This is a genomic window from Paraburkholderia sp., assembly GCF_036488505.1.
Taxonomy (GTDB): domain Bacteria; phylum Pseudomonadota; class Gammaproteobacteria; order Burkholderiales; family Burkholderiaceae; genus Paraburkholderia.
On record NZ_DASXHN010000170.1, the window covers coordinates 1 to 17904 of the forward strand.

The 17904-nt window shown below is 63.2% G+C and carries 17 protein-coding genes and 1 pseudogene; 2 read left to right on the forward strand and 16 right to left on the reverse strand.

The window, feature by feature from the left end; translation table 11 throughout:
* Positions 1–800: contractile injection system protein, VgrG/Pvc8 family (locus tag VGH68_RS09945; protein WP_331603423.1), on the reverse strand; the 800-nt coding region annotated here is incomplete at its 3' end.
* A 760-nt stretch (positions 801–1560) separates the two neighbouring features.
* On the opposite strand from VGH68_RS09945, the gene VGH68_RS09950 reads away from it, so the two are divergent.
* A complete protein-coding gene (locus VGH68_RS09950; protein WP_331603425.1) occupies positions 1561–2253 on the forward strand; it encodes a phosphatase PAP2 family protein in 693 nt (230 codons plus the stop codon).
* Positions 2254–2465: 212 nt separating this feature from the next.
* Here the strand turns inward: VGH68_RS09950 and VGH68_RS09955 are convergent, their stop codons facing one another.
* The 8 genes from VGH68_RS09955 to VGH68_RS09990 all read right to left on the reverse strand — a co-directional run bounded on the left by VGH68_RS09955 (position 2466) and on the right by VGH68_RS09990 (position 9523).
* On the reverse strand, positions 2466–2828 hold the full coding sequence (locus VGH68_RS09955) for a RidA family protein (protein ID WP_331603426.1): 363 nt from the start codon (positions 2826–2828) through the stop codon (positions 2466–2468).
* The gene (locus tag VGH68_RS09960) at positions 2825–4258 is read right to left on the reverse strand and encodes an FAD-dependent oxidoreductase (protein ID WP_331603427.1); all 1434 of its coding nucleotides are present in this window, start codon (positions 4256–4258) and stop codon (positions 2825–2827) included. Before VGH68_RS09960 ends, VGH68_RS09955 begins: the two co-directional genes overlap by 4 nt.
* Positions 4255–4563 (reverse strand): (2Fe-2S)-binding protein, encoded by a 309-nt coding sequence (locus VGH68_RS09965; protein WP_331603429.1) that lies wholly within the window; start codon positions 4561–4563, stop codon positions 4255–4257. Before VGH68_RS09965 ends, VGH68_RS09960 begins: the two co-directional genes overlap by 4 nt.
* Positions 4541–5644, reverse strand: a complete 1104-nt coding sequence (locus VGH68_RS09970; RefSeq protein ID WP_414696923.1) for an NAD(P)/FAD-dependent oxidoreductase — start codon at positions 5642–5644, stop codon at positions 4541–4543. Before VGH68_RS09970 ends, VGH68_RS09965 begins: the two co-directional genes overlap by 23 nt.
* Positions 5641–6435, reverse strand: a complete 795-nt coding sequence (locus VGH68_RS09975) for an ABC transporter permease (RefSeq protein WP_331603431.1) — start codon at positions 6433–6435, stop codon at positions 5641–5643. Before VGH68_RS09975 ends, VGH68_RS09970 begins: the two co-directional genes overlap by 4 nt.
* Entirely contained in the window at positions 6432–7346 is a 915-nt protein-coding gene (locus VGH68_RS09980) for an ABC transporter permease (protein WP_331603432.1), read from the reverse strand. Before VGH68_RS09980 ends, VGH68_RS09975 begins: the two co-directional genes overlap by 4 nt.
* Positions 7343–8407 (reverse strand): ABC transporter ATP-binding protein, encoded by a 1065-nt coding sequence (locus tag VGH68_RS09985; RefSeq protein WP_331603433.1) that lies wholly within the window; start codon positions 8405–8407, stop codon positions 7343–7345. The genes VGH68_RS09980 and VGH68_RS09985 overlap by 4 nt, the downstream gene beginning before the upstream one ends.
* A gap of 87 nt (positions 8408–8494) precedes the next feature.
* A complete protein-coding gene (locus tag VGH68_RS09990; RefSeq protein WP_331603434.1) occupies positions 8495–9523 on the reverse strand; it encodes an ABC transporter substrate-binding protein in 1029 nt (342 codons plus the stop codon).
* 140 nt (positions 9524–9663) lie between these two features.
* Here VGH68_RS09990 and VGH68_RS09995 point away from each other — a divergent pair, with 140 nt between their 5' ends.
* Complete coding sequence (locus tag VGH68_RS09995; protein ID WP_331603435.1) at positions 9664–10563, forward strand: LysR substrate-binding domain-containing protein; 900 nt, start codon at positions 9664–9666, stop codon at positions 10561–10563.
* Positions 10564–10711: 148 nt separating this feature from the next.
* Here VGH68_RS09995 and VGH68_RS10000 read toward each other — a convergent pair whose 3' ends face one another.
* The 7 genes and pseudogenes from VGH68_RS10000 to VGH68_RS10030 form a co-directional block, all read right to left on the reverse strand.
* Positions 10712–11728, reverse strand: coding sequence for an SDR family oxidoreductase (locus tag VGH68_RS10000; protein ID WP_331603437.1), 1017 nt, complete (start codon positions 11726–11728; stop codon positions 10712–10714).
* 132 nt (positions 11729–11860) lie between these two features.
* A pseudogene (locus tag VGH68_RS10005) lies at positions 11861–12052 on the reverse strand (alkene reductase); the annotation flags it as partial.
* 27 nt (positions 12053–12079) lie between these two features.
* Positions 12080–13090: a response regulator gene (locus VGH68_RS10010; RefSeq protein ID WP_331603438.1), complete on the reverse strand. Its 1011-nt coding sequence runs from the start codon at positions 13088–13090 to the stop codon at positions 12080–12082.
* A gap of 184 nt (positions 13091–13274) precedes the next feature.
* Complete coding sequence (locus VGH68_RS10015) at positions 13275–13712, reverse strand: response regulator (RefSeq protein WP_414696924.1); 438 nt, start codon at positions 13710–13712, stop codon at positions 13275–13277.
* The gene (locus VGH68_RS10020) at positions 13705–15042 is read right to left on the reverse strand and encodes a sensor histidine kinase (RefSeq protein WP_331603439.1); all 1338 of its coding nucleotides are present in this window, start codon (positions 15040–15042) and stop codon (positions 13705–13707) included. Before VGH68_RS10020 ends, VGH68_RS10015 begins: the two co-directional genes overlap by 8 nt.
* 1 nt (position 15043) lies before the next feature.
* The gene (locus VGH68_RS10025) at positions 15044–16450 is read right to left on the reverse strand and encodes a class I SAM-dependent methyltransferase (RefSeq protein ID WP_331603440.1); all 1407 of its coding nucleotides are present in this window, start codon (positions 16448–16450) and stop codon (positions 15044–15046) included.
* Between the two features lie 479 nt (positions 16451–16929).
* Positions 16930–17844: a LysR family transcriptional regulator gene (locus VGH68_RS10030; RefSeq protein ID WP_331603441.1), complete on the reverse strand. Its 915-nt coding sequence runs from the start codon at positions 17842–17844 to the stop codon at positions 16930–16932.
* Positions 17845–17904: the final 60 nt, after the last annotated feature.

Below are 17904 nucleotides of genomic sequence, written 5' to 3' on the forward strand. Positions count from 1 at the left end.
TTGCCCGCCGTAACGCGGCGCGAGACCGCGAGCCTGTAGATGTGCTCGTCGTCGACCTGCCGGCTACGAGGCGCGCGATAGCGGATGCTGTCGTACGCGTTGTGGTGCCGTTTGTGCGAGCCCGGCGAATCGCACAGCACCAAGGTCATACCTTCAAACAGATAGTAGATGCCCCATTCGCGCCAGATGCGCGTGAGAAAGTCAAAATCGGATTCCCACATCTGACGGACGTAATCGCGCTTCGGATAGCCGTCATCGAAACCGGGTCCGCCGAGCTCCATCACCACCGGATAGGGATAGTGTGCGTTGAGCAGCCGGTCGGTGATGTCCACGACGCTCGCATCCTGGAAGATCCGCCTCTCGCGGTTCTTCGTGGCGAGCCATAGCCAGGGGCGCACGATGAAGCGGTACCGGGCGCGCCTGTCGTCGGTGCCTGTCAGCGCGACCTCTGTTATGAGGCCGGAAATCGTACGGTGGCCCGTGCCTGCATCGACTGCATCGACTGCAACAAGTGCCTCGCTGACTTCCAGCAACTCGCTGCCGAACACCCCGTTGTCCGGGAAATCAATCGAGATATCAATGACCTGGCCGACAAGACGATCGGCCACGACGAGTTCCCGCGCGCGCCACGCCGGCAATGTCGGGCTCTCGACCGTCACAACGTCTAGCGCGTACCGATAGAGCCGGCCGAGCGTTTCAGTGCCGTGCAGACGCACTGGAGCCAGCACTGACTCAGTGCCCCACATGGGCAGCGCGTCGCCGGAAATACCTAATGTGCGGTGCTGTGATGGTTTCAACATGCGTGCGTCGCGTTAGGAGGCAAACGCAAGTATCGAAAGCACAAACTTCGCCGTCTATCGGAATTGGACTAAAATTTAGCTTGGACAGGAAAATCGCGATGATGGACCGGTTTGGTCGCGATCGCTTCGACGAGCGGCCGCGTGCGCACTTCGCACCGCTTGGCGTCATTGATGCGTCGGCCCACGGGCCCTCATCGCGTTTCATCGCACATCGATCGATGGCGCCGACACAGCGACGATCTGGCAACGCAGTCAGTCAATTCCAAAGACGAAAGCTCGGAATTTGTCCGGTCGGAGAGACGAATAGGCGAAAAAGCGCGCGTTTTTCAGCCCAAGATGTCGCTCAAAGGGCCATTAGCGATCACCCAATGCAACGCGACAGATTCCAGCATCTTTCAGACAGCACGCCCGATTGCGACCGGCGATGACAGCCGACGCATGATGACTTTGTCACTCGCATTGCATTGGGTTAATGCCGTACCCGTTATCGCGCAATTGGTTTTGGCGTGAGTCTCGGGCTTCACGCCGCGGCCAACGATCCTCGTTCTGGCGGGTTCCGACGCAGCCGCGCGCAGTTTCACCACTTCATCGTTGCGCGATGAACTGACCGTCCGCATGCTCCCCGGTCTCAACGGACCGTGACGTTGCGGTCTGCCGACAGCGAAGCTCGTCCGTGAAAGTTTTGTGCAACGCATCTCACGACGCTGACTGCATCACGCTGCTTATTCGTGACCAGTCGCACCTATCGGCGAACAGAACAATGAACATTTTCGATTACTCGATCGAAGCCTATCTGTCGAACATTCACTTCGGTCATTTCGCGACCCGGGCTATAGCAGCGTTCGCAGACTTCTATATGTTTAAAGGCCTCGTCCTGATTGCCGTGTTGTGGTGGCTCTGGTTTCAGCCGGACGTGCGCCGCGAATGGCGGCGAGAAATGGTGATCGCGACGTTTTTAAGCGGTACGGTGGCGTTCTTTAGCGCACGACTGCTGACTCACTGGTTGCCGTTCAGGTTGCGTCCCGTCTATAACACCGAACTCGGTCTGCATTTTGGGGACGCCGCGAACAGGGGAACGGCCATGTTGGATTGGAGCTCGTTCCCGAGCGATCATGCAATGTTGTGGATGGCCGTCGCCACCGGCATCTTGCTCATATCGCCGCGCGCGGGTCTGTTGGCTCTGCTCTACACAGTGCTTTTTATTTGTGCCCCACGCGCCTATCTGGGCTTGCACTACCCGACCGATTTGTTGGTGGGCGCCGCGATGGGCATCGCAATCACCTTCTTCATGACGCGAGATGCGATCCGCAAGCGCATTGCGGCTCCGACGCTCCGATGGATCGAACGGTACCAGGCATCGTCGGCGACGATAGCGTTCATATTGTGTATCCAACTCGTCACGCAGTTCGACGAACTGCGCCACCTGGCGAAAGGCGTGTTCGACCATCTGTGAAGCGGGTGTCGCGCGAACCTTCGTTGATGGGCGAACCGGGTCTGGTGCAGCGTATGCGAGCGGCGCTCAATACCGGGCACCGCCGCCGTCGGCAGTCTAGGCTTTAAACCGGCGCTGCGACCGAGGTCGGGTAGCGCAGCGTATCGGTCGGATCGCCATCGCCCTCGAAATCGAGCCGGCCGAAACTCATCCCCACCGTTTGGAGCAGTGCGTTACACCGCGGCAGTCGCACTGAACTCAACCAGTAGCTCCGGCAATCCGAGCGTCGCCTGAACAGTGCAGCGAGCGGGCAAGTGCCCCGGATCGATCCAGCTTTGCCAGACAGCGTTCATGCGGTCGAACAGCGCCATATCTTTCAGATAGATCGTCACCGACAGCAGTTTTTGCCTGCTGCTGCCAGCCTGCTGCAGTAAGGCATCGATGCGCGCGAGCGCCTCCGTGGCCTGCTCCTCTATCGTGTGCGCGTGCGCTGCACCGGACGGCGTTTGCCCGGCGAGAAAGAGCAGATCGCCTGCGCGCACCATCTTGCTCATGCGTGCATTACCGGCAGTTCTTACGATGCGAGAGCCATTCATTTCGGTGCAAACTCCGTCGGTGGTGCTGCGTTGAGATCGGGTACATGAGACGCGGCAAGATCGCCGAGGCTCACCGGTTTGACAGGCGGACGAATCCGGTAGTAACCGACGTGCGCGACGGGTTTCGCGTGCGCTTCGGCAAGCAATTCGGCCACGGTCAGCCCGCATAGACGTCCCTGGCACGGTCCCATGCCGCAGCGGGAGAACGACTTGCTCTGGTTGGGTCCGGTGCAGCCAAGCCGCGCCATTGCTCTGATCTCGCCCGCGCTGACTTCCTCGCAACGGCAGACGATGGTTTCGTCAGCGGGACGTCGGAATGCGTCCGCCGGACGGTAGAGCGTGTCGAGGAAAGGGCGCACAGCGCGGTGCCGTTGAAGTTGCCGCCGCAACGGCGCGGCCCGTTCGTCGCGAATGTCCTGGCTCACCGCGCCAAGCCGGTGACAAACGTGCAGCCCGCTCAGCGCACCCGCCGTCTGCGCCGCGATTGCACCGCTGATACCGCTGCCGTCACCGGCAACGAACAGATTGGGCAGCGTAGTTTCGCCCCATGCGTCGGTGCACGGGTGCCAGCAAAGCTGGGCCTCGTCCCAGCGATGCTCGCAGCCGATCGAACGGGTCAGTTGAACGTTCGGCACGACACCCTGGTGCAACAGCACGACGTTAGCGGCGAGTCGCGATACGCGCCCGCTGGCGACGTATTGCACGGATTCCGCGCGGCCGTCGCCGTCGATCGACAGTTCACCGACATGCCGGATGTGGGCAACGCCAGCGCGGCGGATCGCGTTCAGCAGACGCACACCCTTGCCCAGATACTGCGGGGAACGCAATGCGCCGGGCAGCTCCGCGAGGGCACGCACGTAGTTGCGCGCGGGCGTAGTGTCGAGGATCGCCGCCGGTGCTCTGCCAGCCTGAATGAGCTGCCATGCGAACAGATACATCAACGGCCCGCTTCCCGCCAGCACGACAGGCCCATCGGGCAGCATCGCCGACGACTTCAACAGGGTCTGCGCGGCGCCGACCCCCATCACGCCGGGGAGCGTCCAGCCCGGAACGGGGCATGGCCGCTCGTAGGCGCCGTTGGCGATCACCACGGCTTTCGCCCGGATCTGTCCGCTCGCCGCGGCATCGCCGCGACGTACGAAACTGATCTCCAACGCGCGCGTGATCTGAAACGCGAGCGTGTCGGACCAGTAGCGCAGCGGCGCCGCGGCAAAGCGCGTGACGAGGTCCGCACCATCGGTATAGTCGCCGCCCAGCAGTGCCGGATTCGGCAACGGCGAACAGCCGACATTGCGATAGATCTGGCCGCCCGGCTGCGAGTTTTCGTCGAGTACCAGCACGTCGAGGCCCGCCCGCGTCGCCTCTAGCGCGCACGCGATGCCAGCCGGGCCAGCGCCGATGATCGCGAGATCCGTTGTCGTGAATGTCATACGAGCTCCCTCGCGCCAGCCATCGCCTTGACTTCCATGCCGTCATGCACGCGCACCATGCAGGCCTGCCGATTGGGCGAGCCGTCGATCTCGACGAGGCAATCGAAGCACACGCCCATCATGCAGTACGGCGCGCGCGGCGCGGCGCCCACCGGCGTGTGACGGAATACGCTGACGCCGGCATACAGCAGTGCCGCCGCCACGTTCGCGTATTCAGGCACGTTCACCTCGCGACCGTCGACGACGATCCGCACCATGCGAGGCGTGGCCCCGTCGATCTGCTTAAACAGCGAAACGTTTTGCATAGAAGTAGTTCAGAAGAGAAGGGCGTTGAGCGCCGAGGAGCCAGCCAACCAGCAATTCGCAGTGCGCGGCCGCGAGCGTCACACCGCTGTGGCAGGTTGCGATAAAGGCGCCGGGATGGGTGGCCGATTCCTCGTAGACGGGCATGCTGTCAGGTGTCATCACGCGCAGTGCGCCCCATGCGCGCACGACCCTCACGTTGTTCAGAAGCGGAAACTGCGTGACGGCTTTGCGGGCGATGTGCGCGACGATCTCGGGCGTCACGCCGTCGTCCATGCCGGTGTCCTCCGCGGATTCGCCGAGCAGTAGCGACCCCTCGGCCGTCTGTCGTACCGACAGCGTCGGGTACTTGAGAAACGGACGCACGCGCTCCGTCACCAGGATCTGACCGCGCAGCGGCGCGACGGGCGCGGTCAGTCCGACCATCGGCGCAAGCTGCCGGTTGCCGAGACCCGCGCACAACACGACGCGGCCCGCTTCCAGTACGCGCTTGCCGGTGTCGATGCGAAAGCCGCCGTTCGCGCGTTCGATCGACTTCACGGGAGCCTCCGGCACGTATTCGCCGCCCGTGCGCTCGAACGCGAGGAAGAGGGCGCGCAGTGTGTAAAGCGGGCTCACGTGACCGTCGTTTTTCGAGTAGACCGCGCCGGCCACGCTTTGACCGACTTCGGGCACGCGCTCGGCCAGTTGCTTGCGGTCGAGCACCTCGTAGGTGAGGCGTGCATCGTGCGCATGCAATTCGCGCAGCATGTTCACGCTGCCCGCGAGCGCGTCATCGTTCAGCGCGATGTTGATGCCGCCCGGACGCGAGTAGCCGAGACTGAGCGACGACGCTTCTTCGAGCTCGGCCGCAAACGCTGGCCACAGCAGCGCGGATTCGAGCGACCAGCGACCGTAGTCGACGCGCTTCCTGCCTTTACCGGATACCCAGATCAGACCGAAGTTGCCGCGCGCGGCGCGTACGCTCGAATCCTCGCCATCGAGCACGATCGTCTTCTGGCCGCGCTTCGCGAGCCCATAGGCAATCGCCATCCCCACCAGACCACCACCGACGACCGCAAAATCGTATTCATGTTTCATCAATGCTTTCCCATCAGAACCTTGTCGAGCCCCACGAGCCTGTCGAGGGCGAACATCAGGCCGAGCGTGACGGCCATGATGACCGTTGCGACTGCCGCGACCATCGGGTCGACCGTTTCGGTCATGCTCATATAGATCCGAACCGGCAGCGTCAGCGTGGTCGGCGCCGCGATGAAAATCGTCGCGGTCAGCTCGTCGAAGCTGCTGGCGAAACCCAGCACCCAGCCGGCGGCGATGCCCGGCACCAGCGCCGGCAACGTGATGCGCCGGAACGTCGTCCATGCGTTTGCGCCGAGCGAGACGGCGGCGTGCTCGGCATCGCGCGTCGTTGCGACGAGCGACGCGATGATGAGACGCAGGCAATACGGAAACACCAGCATCACGTGCGCCATGACGAGCGACATGAACGACCCGGACACGCCGATGCGCGTGAACAGCTGCAGCAACGCGACGCCGATGACGACGGGCGGAATCATCAGCGGCGAGAGCAGCAGCGAATTGATCGCGTCGCGGCCGGCAAAGCGGTAGCGCGTCAGACCGAGCGCGGCCGGCACGCCCAGCATCGCCGCGAGCGTCGCGGACAGTGTCGCGAGCCACAGACTGTTGGCGAACGCCTGCGTGAAGTCCGGATTGGCCAGCAGCGCGCTGAACCAGCGCGTCGAAAAATGCGTGGTCGGCACGCTGATCAGATTGCCTGGCGTGAACGCGACGAGGCAGACGATCACGAGCGGCGCCAGCAGGAACACGGTGAACGCGGCGTGAAAGCCCAGCGCAATAGGACCGTTGCGATTCACGATGCGGCCTCCCCGAGGCGACGCTTCACGCGTCGCTCGATAACGCGGCCGTAAAGCGTAACGACACCGAGATTCAAAGCCAGCAGGCACACCGCGATCGCCGCGCCCATCGGCCAGTTCATGCTGTGCAGGAACTCGTCGTAGGCGGCGGTCGCCACCACCTTGAGGCGTCGGCCGCCGATCAGCGCGGGCGTCGCGAACGCGCTCGCGCTCAGCGCGAACACGATCAGGCTTCCCGACAGCATGCCGGGTGCGGTCTGCGGCAACACGATTCGCCGCCATACGGTGAACGGGCCGGCTCCCAGCGATACCGCCGCGTCGGCGACCTGCGGATCGATGCCTTGCAACGAGGTCCACACGGACAGCACCATCAATGGCACGAGCGCATGCACCAGTACGACGACCACCGCCGGGAACGAGAACAGCAGCTGCGGTGCTGTGTCGGCCAGATGCAGCCAGACGAGCAGTTGGGCGATGACGCCCTGGCCGCTAAGCAGAATCGACCAGCCGAGCGTGCGCACGACGGCCGAAATGAACAGCGGCCCGAGCGTCAGGATCAGAAAGAACGCGCGCCAGCGACCCGGCATCCGGAAGATGAACCAGGCCTCCGGTACGCCCAGCAGGATGGTTCCGGCGGTTACGCTGATCGCGAGACCGAAGGTACGCAGGAAGATCTCGTGGTAGTACGGATCGGAGACGATCTGCGCGTAGTTGTGCCACGAGTAGATATCGAGCACGCCGCCTGACGCGGCGTCGAAGCCTTGCAGGCTCAGCAGCGCGACGAGTGCCATCGGCACGACGAGCAGCAATGCGAAGAGCAGCGTTACCGGTGCGACGAGGAGCGGCCCGTTTGGCCGCCGCGGGGGCGGTGCGCCTTGCGGCAACTCACGGAAGATGGGGCGGGCGCTCATCGTGCGGCAACCCCGGCGCGCGGCGCGAGCGGGCGTAGCGCCGCGCCGGCCCAATCGAGGCCGACCGCGTCGCCGACCTTGGGCACGTGACCGCCATGGTTCGCCAGTTGCACCTGGATCTTGCCGATCTCGGTGCTCACGTCGAGCGCCCAGCAGTTGCCGTGAAACGCGCAAGCGCTGACCTGTCCGTCCACGTGTCCCGCGCCCGTCGCGACCAATCCGATGCGCTCGGGACGTAGCGAAAACACGTGTTCCCCGCACGCGTGCGGCGCGTCGAGCGGCACGGTCGCGCGACCCACTTTGAGCATGCGCTGCAGGCCGTCGTCAATCACCTGGCCATGCAGCACATTGGCGCGACCGATGAAGTCCGCGGTGAACAGCGTGCCCGGGTCATCATAGACGCCGGTCGGGGTATCGAAGCGGACCACCGAGCCCTGGCTCAGCAGCGCGACGCGGTCGCTGATCGCCAACGCTTCGGCCTGATCGTGCGTGACCATGATGGTGGTCGTACCGACCTTGCGCTGGATGGCGCGTAACTCCGCCTGCATGTCATGCCGCAGTTTCGCGTCGAGGTTGGACAGCGGCTCGTCGAGCAGCAGAAGCGGCGGCTCGATGACCAGCGCGCGCGCGAGCGCGACTCGCTGACGCTGTCCGCCAGACAGTTCGCGCGGGTACTTCGATGCATGCCGGCCGAGTTGAACCAGCTCGAGCGCGGCGACGCACTTGCGCTTGCGTTCGCTGCGCTCGACGCGCCTCATCTGCAGCCCGAACTCGACGTTCTCCGCAACGGTCATGTGGGCAAACAATGCGTAGCTCTGAAACACGATGCCGAGCCCACGTTTTGCCGGCGGTGTGCCGACGAGCGAGCGGCCTTCGAGGCTGATATCGCCCGACGTCGGTTCGATGAAGCCGGCGATCATCTGCAAGGTCGTCGTCTTGCCGCAGCCCGATGGTCCGAGCAGGGAGACGAATTCTCCGCGCGCGACGTCGATGCTGAGGCCGTCCACCACGAGCGTGTCGCCGTACTGCTTGTTCAGGCGTTCGATGCGTAAATAAGTCATGACTTGGCTAGGCCCTGGAATGGCTCTGGCGACAACGCAAACGCACCTGGCGGCGTCGCCCCCCCGCGCTCAGGTGCGAACAGCCAGTTAGCGTTCCACGTCACGATTCCATTGCTGGGTCCAGCTCGCGCGCTTGTCGTTGACCACGTCCCAGTCGACCTTGACCATCTTCGCCACGGCGGCTGGCGTGGATACCCGCGCGGCAACCGCCGACGACAACTGGGTAAGCTTATTGACGGGCGCGACGCCTTCTTCTTCCGCGTACATCGCCTGCACTTCCGGCGACAACGAGAACTGGACGAATTTCTGCGCGAGATCGTTCGGCGCATCATGTTTGACCGGGCACATGCTGAGACCCAGTACCGCCGCGCCTTCCTTCGGCGCGACGAACCTGACCGGCACGCCCTGATTGCGCAACGCCTGCGTGCGGCCGTCACCCCATGCGGCAAGCGCAATGCTGTCGGTCTGGAACAGCTCGGAGATCTTTCCCGGCGATGGATCGAACGACAGCACATTCGGTGCGATCGAGCTCTTCACCATATCGAAGCCAGGCTGAATGTTTTTCTCTCCGCCGCCGCTCAGGCGCGCGAGCACGATCAGCGCCTGCAGACCGTAGCCATTGCTGATGGTCGGAAATTCGACCTTGCCCTTGTAACGCGGGTCCGCGAGATCGTGCCACGAGGTCGGCGGCGCCCAGCCCTTGGCCGCAAACAGACGCTCGTTGTAGACGAGGCCGGTCGCGTTCAGCCCGATCGTCACCGCCTTGTTGCTGCTGAAGCGGGCTACGTCGTAAAGGTTCTGGTAGACCGGCGCATCGGTGAGGGTGTCGCAATAGCCGAGTTGAATGGCCTGGTACATCGGGCCGTCGTCCAGGAACACGACGTCGAGACTCTGTTTGCCTTTTTGCGCCTGAAGCCGTGCCATCGTCGTAGTCGAATCGCCCGGCACGACCACCACCTTCACGTTGTTCGCTTTCTCGAACGGCGGAATGATCTTTTCCCGCAGCAGTTGTTCGAACGACCCGCCGAAGGCACCGACGTAAAGCGTCGGTTCGGCGTGGGCCTGCAGCGCGGCAAAAACGCTGGCGAGCATGATCGGGACGACGTGTTTGCGCATTTGGGTCTCCATCGATATCGAAATGTTATGCGTCAGTCGTAGGGGAGTGACGCGGGATGGAGAGCAGTTTTGTGCGCCAAAACCGCGTGGTCAAATCACAAAATCATGGCAATATATGTGCAAATGTTATGGGGTAGGAAATGAAGAGCCGGCAGATTGAAGCCTTCCGGGCGGTGATGCTGCGGCAGTCGATCACGCGGGCCGCCGAGATGCTGCACGTCACCCAACCGGCAGTCACGCGCCTGATCCTCGATCTGGAGGCGGAAGTCGGCTTCAGCCTGTTTACACGCGAGAAAGGCAGGCTTTTTCCCACTTCCGACGCGTTACTGCTGTATCAGGAAGTGGAGCGTTCGTTTGTCGGGGTCGAACGCATCGCCCACGCGGCGCAGCAGATTCGCTCACTCACGAGGGGCTCGCTGAACATCGCCGCGGCGCCTGCGCTGGCATTGAATCTGTTGCCGGAGTGGATCACCGATTTCACGCGGACACACGAAGGCGTGACGGTCTCGCTGCTGATTCACGGCACGAGGCTGGTCGGAGAACTCGTGGCGAGCGAGCAATGCGATATCGGCTTCGTGTCGTACACGACGTGGCAGCCTGGTGTGCGACTCGAGACGTTATTCAGCGACGATATGAAATGCATTCTGCCCAACGGTCATCGGCTTGCGCGCAAGCGGGTGATTAGCCCCGAGGACCTGGCCGGCGAGAAGTTCATTTCATTCCCGCGGGAGTACGATACCCGCCGCATCGTCGACGATATCTTCGCCGAGCGGCAAATCGAACGTGTAATGAGCGCGGAATGCCAGTTGTCGGCCGCCATTGCGACTTTTGTCGCGCGCGGGGCCGGCGTATCGATCATCGATCCGGTATCCACCGGCTATGTGACGGGAGGCGTTTCCGTCCATGACTTTGCGCCGGCGATCCCGTTCGAATACGGTGTCGCGACCTCCGACAGGCAACCTGTGTCGCGTCTCACGCGCGCGTTTCTGGAGTTCGTTCGGGACAAGGTGAAGGAGCGGGTTGGGCAGCCTGTTGCCTGATTTTGACAGCGGCCCCGTTGGTCCGAGCATGCCGGCCGCTCGCGATCGCCTATGCTCACGAGCGTATCCATGGCCCGGCTAGACCAACGTGCGTGCGACGGCGATTCGCTGCACGCCCAACCAGGCCCAGCCACTACCGCCCGCCCAATCAAGGATTCCCCGCCCCACCCGACGCACCAAACACCTGTCCGGTCACATAACTCGCCTGAGCCGCGGCCAATTGCACGTACAGCGGCGCAATCTCGGCAGGCTGACCAGGCCGGCCCATCGGCACCTGCTCTCCGAACTTCTGCACGTTTTCGGAAGTCTGCCCGCCGGTGACTTGCAGCGCGGTCCAGAACGGGCCGGGCGCCACCGCGTTCACACGAATGCCGCGCTTGATCATCTGCTTGGCGAGCCCTTTCGTGAAGTTCGCGATAGCCGCCTTCGTCATTGCATAGTCGAGCAGATTCGCGGACGGGTCGTACGCGTTCACAGAACTCGTATTGATGATGGCCGCGCCAGGCGGCAGATGCGGGATTGCTGCCTTGGTGATCCAGAACATCGCATAGACGTTGGTACGCAGCGTCCAGTCAAATTGCTCGGTCGTGATGTCGAGAATCGAATCGTGACTTTGCTGGCGGCCGGCATTATTCACCAGGATATCGAGACCGCCTAGTTGTTGCACGGCGTTATCGACCACCGACTGGCAGAACGACTCGCTGCGAATGTCGCCCGGCAATGCGACGGCTTTGCGTCCGGCTGAACGAATGAGCTGGATCACTTCTCGTGCGTCCGGCTCTTCCGCGGGCAGATAGACGATGGCCACGTCGGCGCCTTCGCGCGCAAAAGCAATCGCTGCCGCGCGGCCGATACCGGAGTCGCCGCCAGTGATCAAAGCGCGCCGCCCATCAAGACGGCCGCTTCCGCGATAGCTCGTCTCACCATGATCCGGGCGCGGCGTCATGCGCCCGGCAAGTCCAGGCCACGGCTGTTGCTGTGCGGGAAACGGCGGATGCGGGTACAGGTCGCGCGGATCGCTCAGCGGGGGAGTGCCTGCGGCGGCGGTTGAATTCGTGCTGTCGGACTGCGCCAAAGCGTGTCCCGCTACCGCGGTCATCAGGCCAGCCGTGGCGCCCTGCATCAGTTTGCGGCGCGACGGCGACAGAGTGTTATCAGAAGGCATGACAGGCTCCTGCTTACGGTTATCTTTCAGGATTTCCAGTGGTGAGTCGTAGCTTCGTGAACGCCGGACTACCGAGGCGAAACGAGCAAACGCGATTCCCGACTCTGCCACTGCGATCACTGCCGCAGCCCATCATGACCTGGTGCGCTCGCCACCGATTGCGTCGACAACCACATCGGCCGTCTCGAGCGTGAAGCGGCGACGATTTCCGATCGTGCCGCCGTACCGGTCTTCCTGTGTGTTTTCATGTGTATCGCGCGCGCCGTTGATCAACTGATCGCGCGGATAACCGTTGGGGCCGTGGATGTCGATGCGGTCGAATCCACTTTCGCGGGCACCAGACTCCTTCGCCTAGCCGAACGCCGGCTCTGAGAACCGCTCGATCCAGACTGCGAGGCGATCCGCCGCAAAACCGGCAGCGCGTGTACCGGCCCGGCAGACGATGGTGTCGCCTTCACGCCCGAACTGCAGCGCGCCGCCGGCTTCTTCCAGCCACAGCAGGCAGGCCAGCCAGCCAGCGTGCTCAGCCGATACCGGCTGGCCCACCGGGCGGCTCAGGAATTCGCTCAGCGTGGCCGGCGAAGTCCACATCAGCGTATCGTCACCGCCGCGCACCGTGGCGCCGAGCGCGTCAGTGAAGACCTGCATCGCATCGGCGGCGCCGCGCCCCGCATGCTGGGTACGCAGCGCCGCGAGGCGCGTGCTGACCGCGTGGCCGAAGCTGCCGTTGCAATCGCTCTCGACACGCACGAGATCGGCATAGTCCATCCGCTGCCAGTCCGGCTCGACATTGCGCGCGCCGGCCAGTTGAGTGCCGCTCAGGTAGGTTTCCACCGGCTGGAAACGGCCGGGGCCGACCAGGCTCGCGCACAGCGTGTGCACGGCGCCGATGCGGGTGGCCATGGTCTGCGTCTGCAGCACGCCCAGCTTCTCGCGCACCAGTTGGTCGCGTTCCTTGCGCAGCCCCGACAGCTCCAGCGCCTGCTTCATCTCCATGCGCAGCGCGCTGATGTCCCACGGCTTCTTGATATAGCGGTGGATCTGGCCTTGATTGACGGCCTCGACGGTCTGGTCCAGCTCCGAATAGGCGGTCGTCAGAATCCGCACGATATGCGGATAGCGCTCGCGCGCATAGCGCAGAAGTTCGTTGCCATATTCGCCCGGCATGCGCTGGTCGGACACCAGCACGGCCAGGCTGGCGCCGTGCGCGTCCAGCATGGCCTTGCCGTCTTCGACGGAGGCGCCCGTCACGACCGGTGCGATCGCGCCGATCGCGCGCTCGAAGTATTTGAGCGCGGTGGTTTCGTCATCAACGAACAGAATCGCCGGGGGCGGTGTCTGGTCGGCAATCGTATTGCTCATTGGTAACTCCTGTGCATTCGATCCTTGAAACTTGGGAATTCCAGCGTGACGGTCGTGCCGGCGCCGGAGGCGGATGCGATCCTGATACTCCCGCCAAAGGACTGCATCACGCGGGTACGGAACTTCATGGGCAAGTGGCTCACGCCTAGGTTCGCGGCAAGCGGGTCGACGAGCAGGCGCTGCATCACCTCGGGCGCGATACCGGAGCCGTCGTCGCCGATGCCAGTACTTCACGGACCGTACTCACGCCCAGCGGCTTCTCCAGGATCCGAAACACCTCGCCAGAATTGACCGTTTCCAGCAGCGCGTTGCTGTCCGCGTAGGCTGTCACGAGTATCCGCACGATATGCGGATACTCGTAACAGACCTGCCGCAGCAGATCGTCGCCGTGCCGGCCGGGCATGCGGAAGTCGGTCACCACGACCGCCACCCGCGTACCTTCACGGCGCAGGATCGACAGGGCCTCGTCCGCGTCGCTCGCGAGCAGCACCTCGTAGTCGCTGCCGGCCGAGCGCGCGAAGTACTTGCGGGCCAATTCCTCATCGTCGACATAAACCACCGTGTGCCGCGCTTGCTGGGTCTCTCTCATTTGTACATCACTCAACATCTCGACTTCATTCAACCCGCGGCAGATCGAAGTTGAACGCGGTCCATTTGCCCAGCTCGCTTTCCGCGAACAGCGTGCCGCCGTGCCGCTCCACCACCGCATAGCTGATCGACAAGCCAAGGCCCAGGCCCTGGCCGACTTCCCGGGTAGTGAAGAACGGCTCGAACACCCGCGCGAGATTCTCGGCGGCGATCCCCGGGCCGTTGTCGCGCACATTCACATGCAGCCGGTCGTCGCGCCATTGCGCGGTGACATGAATCTGCGGCGAGACAGTGCCGGCTTTCTGCATCGCGAGCGCCGCATTCGAAAACAGATTGATGAGCACGCCGATGATCGCGGCTTCGTCGCCCTGCACGAGCGTGTCGCCGGGCAGCTCGCGCGTGACGGCCACGCCGCGCAGCTCATGTGCGCTCAGCCGCGTCGACGAGTCGAGCGCTTTCTCGAACAGGAACGGCACGTCGTCTGCCGCCGCGCCGGGCTTGCGGTACGCAAAGGTCTTCAGGTCCGACACGATGTGCTGGATGCGTTGCATACCCTGCTTGGCATCCGTCAGGCACTCCTGCAGCGACGCGCTCTCCCTGGCCTGCCGTTCCTCCATCGCCAATTCGATGGCCATCAGACAGAAGTTCACCGGGTTGTTGACCTCGTGGAGCAGCCCCGCGGACAACGTACCGATTGCCGCCATCTTCTCCTGCTGCAGCAACTGGCCTTTGATTTGCGCGAGGCTTTCATTGGTGCGGGCGAGCTGTGCGTTCTTGGTCGCGACTTCATCTTTGAGCCGGAACAGCTGGAAACGGCCCTTTTCGTTGAAGTAGGTATAGATGGAGCTGGCCAACGCGCAGAAGAAGATCAGGATGAGCTGGAACTTGAACTGGCTTGCGTCCTGGATGCCGCCTGCATGCGCGACGCACGCGATGTAGTAGAGCAGGACCGTGGTGAGCCCGAATGCCAGCGTCTGCCAGTAGCCGGACGGAAACAGGATCCCGACCGCGAAGATCGTCAGCATGAGCCCGGCATAGAACAGCGACGCCTCGCCCTGGGTCGCGTAGATCATCCAGGAGATCATGGCCTGCGGCAGCAGCAGCCAGCAGAAGGTGATGATCTGCACGTGGCGTCTGCCGGTTGTCGTGTAAAGCGACAGCAACGCGAGGCCGATGGCAACGCTGGTCAGCACGCGGACGATCGCAAAGCACTTCTGCTCAGCGGGGTACACGACGTAGTCCAGCGCCACGCCCATCAGCACCAGCACGATCACGGTCAGGCCGCCCGCCTTGCTGCACATCAGCCGGTAGTCGCGCAGCTCTTCACGATAGTTCCAATAGAGCCCAGCCAGGGATGTCGTCATCTCAGGCTGCTTGTTGCTGGCCGATCACCACCTCGGCGAACACATTGACGCCGGTCGAGTCGGTGTACAAGCGCGGCTCGCCGCAGTTCTCCGGCATGATCTCGGCCATCTGTGCCTCGTTGCGATAGATCAGGTACCACTCCAGCACGTGCTCCATGCTGAAGCGCTCCGGGTTGTCGGCGTGCACGTTGGTGACCAGCAGGCGGCCGCCCCGCCGGGTGCGGCTCGCGAAATGCTGGTTCAGCCGCGCACAGACCTTGTCCGACAGGTAGTCGAACAGACCGGCGCAATACACCGCGTCGAATTCGCGGACGTCGGGCGCGTCCTCGTCCATCCGGCGCTTGAGCAGATGATGGACCGAATCATGGCTATAGCTGATGGTCATGCGCCTGGCGGTTTGCTGCGCGATGGACCCGAGGCGCTCGCGCGTCCACTCCAGCGTTTCCTGGCTGAAGTCGAGCAGCTCGAACGTCAGCCATTCAGGTTCATCGTATTCCTGCATGAAGCGCTGGATTTCCTGAGCGGGGCCGCAACCGACGTTCAGCACCCGGAACGGCCGGCCGGCGGCGCGCGCTTCATTGGCGAGCCGGGTCAGGTAGTTCACGAGCAGATCGATGCGATTGCGGTGCGCGCGGGCGACGGCCGTCTGCAGGAAGGCCGCGTTGACGATCTGGAAGTAGGTGCTCGGGCCCTGGCGCGGATCGTCGATCATCTGATTGACCATCTGGTAGTCGCCGGCATATCCCAACGGCTTCGTGAAGGTCCGGAACACGAACGGTGCGCGCAGCAGCAGAGGATGGAGCGCGGCCTGCGCAAACGCGCGGTGTGCCGGCGCGAGTTCTTCGTCGACCAGGCGCGCCTCGCCTTCGAATTCGTCGAAGTAGATCTTGGTCCTTTGCATCAGCGGCGAGGCCAGTTCGAGGAAGAAGTCCTCGCGCAGGCTTTTGCCTTCTCTCGGCATGCTGTCGGCGAGATCCGCCTGTTCGACCCAGCGCGACATGTCCGACAGAAAAGCCCGGATCTGGTTGACCGCGATCTGATAGTCACGGCGGATCTGGAAACGCTCGGCCCAGTCCTGCACGAACTGGCGGGACTCGTCCCCGACGGTGCGCGCTTCGAGCACGTCGGCACTGAGTTCCCGCCACTCGGCGATCAGCGTGACCGACACAATGGCGGTCAGGCCGGTGTTGACCATACTGATGACGACCGCCTTGCCCGAATACGCGTGTTCCACGCCCATCTTGACCGACAGGTCGCTCAGCACCTCGCTGACCTGAACGATCGAGTACGGGTTATAGACCTCCATCACCAGGGATTTTCGCTGGAGATTGATGATCGTGCCCCGCACCTGCTCGCCCTGCGAGTTGCGGAAGCTCACTACCGGATCGATTTTCGTTTTCGAATACACAGTATTGCGACTAGGTAAGTACGACGAGTAGTTGGTCTGAAGTCTGGTGCGATACCCAGCTCAGCAGGTCGGCCAGCGCGGCGTAGATGGTTTCCTTGGGTAAGGTGACGAAGCACCGCCGTCGGTTTCAACGGGACTCTGTAGCCTGATGGGCCCGAAAGCCGGTTGGGAACAAACGCATATTTAAGATTGCAGCATTCTACTGATAAAAAACAATACTGTGGCTGCACGCGGATTGGTTCCATGAAATTACCCGGCGGGCATCGACGAAAGGCGAATTGGCAGTGCGATCGCGCTCGACGAGCAAGCGAGTCGGCGTCTGAATAGACCACGCCTACAGCACGCCGCTCACTTTTCGTGGCTGGACGGACCGCATTCAGTTCGCCTTTCGCGCGGATGTTTTTTCCGATTCCGACGTGATTACTCGAGCGTCAACGGTCGGCTATCGCCAGGTCGCTTTGAATGGGTCAGCACGTCAGCTAGGAATCCGTTCCAACGCTCGCGCGAATCGTTAAATGTTCGATCATCCGTTGCGCGGCCGGCTGCAGCATGTCGAACCGCTTGAAGCACACGACGAAGCGGCGCTGCGCCCACGCGTCCGTGAGTGGAATGATCCGCACGCCGAGTCGCGGACTATAGGCGGCCGACACTTCCGCCGGCACCACGCTGATCCCCAAACCGGCGGCGACCACCCGGAACGCCGCGTCGAAGCTGGAGACGATCACCCTGTACGCGATCGTGCGGCCCAACTGTGCGGCCGATCGCTGCAACATGGTTTGAACAGCGGTCGCGGGCGGCAATCCGACATGGTCATAATCGAGCGTCTGCTCGAAGTCGACGCTCTCGAATCGTGCAAGCGGGTGCCCCGGATGTACCGCCAGCGCTAGCCGGTCGCTCCGATACGGCCGGTGTTCGAGCCCGAGCAGGTCGACGTTGTCCCAGCACACGCCCACGGACGCCGCCCCTTCGCGCAGTTGCCGCACCAGGTCTAACGACAGCCGCTCTTCGATATCGACCTTGATGTTCTTGTTCGCGGGTTCGCGCATGAAGCTCGCGATGTCGTCGAGCAACTTCTCGGCAATCGCCGACGCCGACGCGCAAATGCTGACGTTTCCCTTCAGGCCTTCGCCGAACGACGCAACATCGCTCGCGATGCGGTCCATCGTGAAGAGCACGTTACGCGCGTGCTCCAGTAGCGCGATGCCGGCCGGCGTCGGCTCCACGCCGCGCCGCGAGCGCGACAGCACCGGCACGCCCAGCTCGGCTTCGAGTTGCGCGATGCGCTTGCTGATCGCCGACGGCTCGATGTGCGCTTCGTCCGCCGCCCGCGCAATGTTGCGCTGATCGCAAACCGCCACGAACAGGCGCAGCGTCTTCAGATCGATGTCTCGCAAGGGCACGCCTCCGTTATTTCGGTGACATTCCGGCTCAGAACGATGGCGGTTCCGAAACGT

Bases quoted from the DNA above. Each gene is read 5' to 3' on its own strand.
- VGH68_RS09950 (WP_331603425.1), top strand. From the start codon at position 1,561: ATGAACATTTTCGATTACTCGATCGAAGCCTATCTGTCGAACATTCAC.
- VGH68_RS09955 (WP_331603426.1), bottom strand. From the start codon at position 2,828: ATGAATGGCTCTCGCATCGTAAGAACTGCCGGTAATGCACGCATGAGC.
- VGH68_RS09960 (WP_331603427.1), bottom strand. From the start codon at position 4,258: ATGACATTCACGACAACGGATCTCGCGATCATCGGCGCTGGCCCGGCT.
- VGH68_RS09965 (WP_331603429.1), bottom strand. From the start codon at position 4,563: ATGCAAAACGTTTCGCTGTTTAAGCAGATCGACGGGGCCACGCCTCGC.
- VGH68_RS09980 (WP_331603432.1), bottom strand. From the start codon at position 7,346: ATGAGCGCCCGCCCCATCTTCCGTGAGTTGCCGCAAGGCGCACCGCCC.
- VGH68_RS09985 (WP_331603433.1), bottom strand. From the start codon at position 8,407: ATGACTTATTTACGCATCGAACGCCTGAACAAGCAGTACGGCGACACG.
- VGH68_RS09990 (WP_331603434.1), bottom strand. From the start codon at position 9,523: ATGCGCAAACACGTCGTCCCGATCATGCTCGCCAGCGTTTTTGCCGCG.
- VGH68_RS09995 (WP_331603435.1), top strand. From the start codon at position 9,664: ATGAAGAGCCGGCAGATTGAAGCCTTCCGGGCGGTGATGCTGCGGCAG.
- VGH68_RS10000 (WP_331603437.1), bottom strand. From the start codon at position 11,728: ATGCCTTCTGATAACACTCTGTCGCCGTCGCGCCGCAAACTGATGCAG.
- VGH68_RS10010 (WP_331603438.1), bottom strand. From the start codon at position 13,090: ATGAGCAATACGATTGCCGACCAGACACCGCCCCCGGCGATTCTGTTC.
- VGH68_RS10020 (WP_331603439.1), bottom strand. From the start codon at position 15,042: ATGACGACATCCCTGGCTGGGCTCTATTGGAACTATCGTGAAGAGCTG.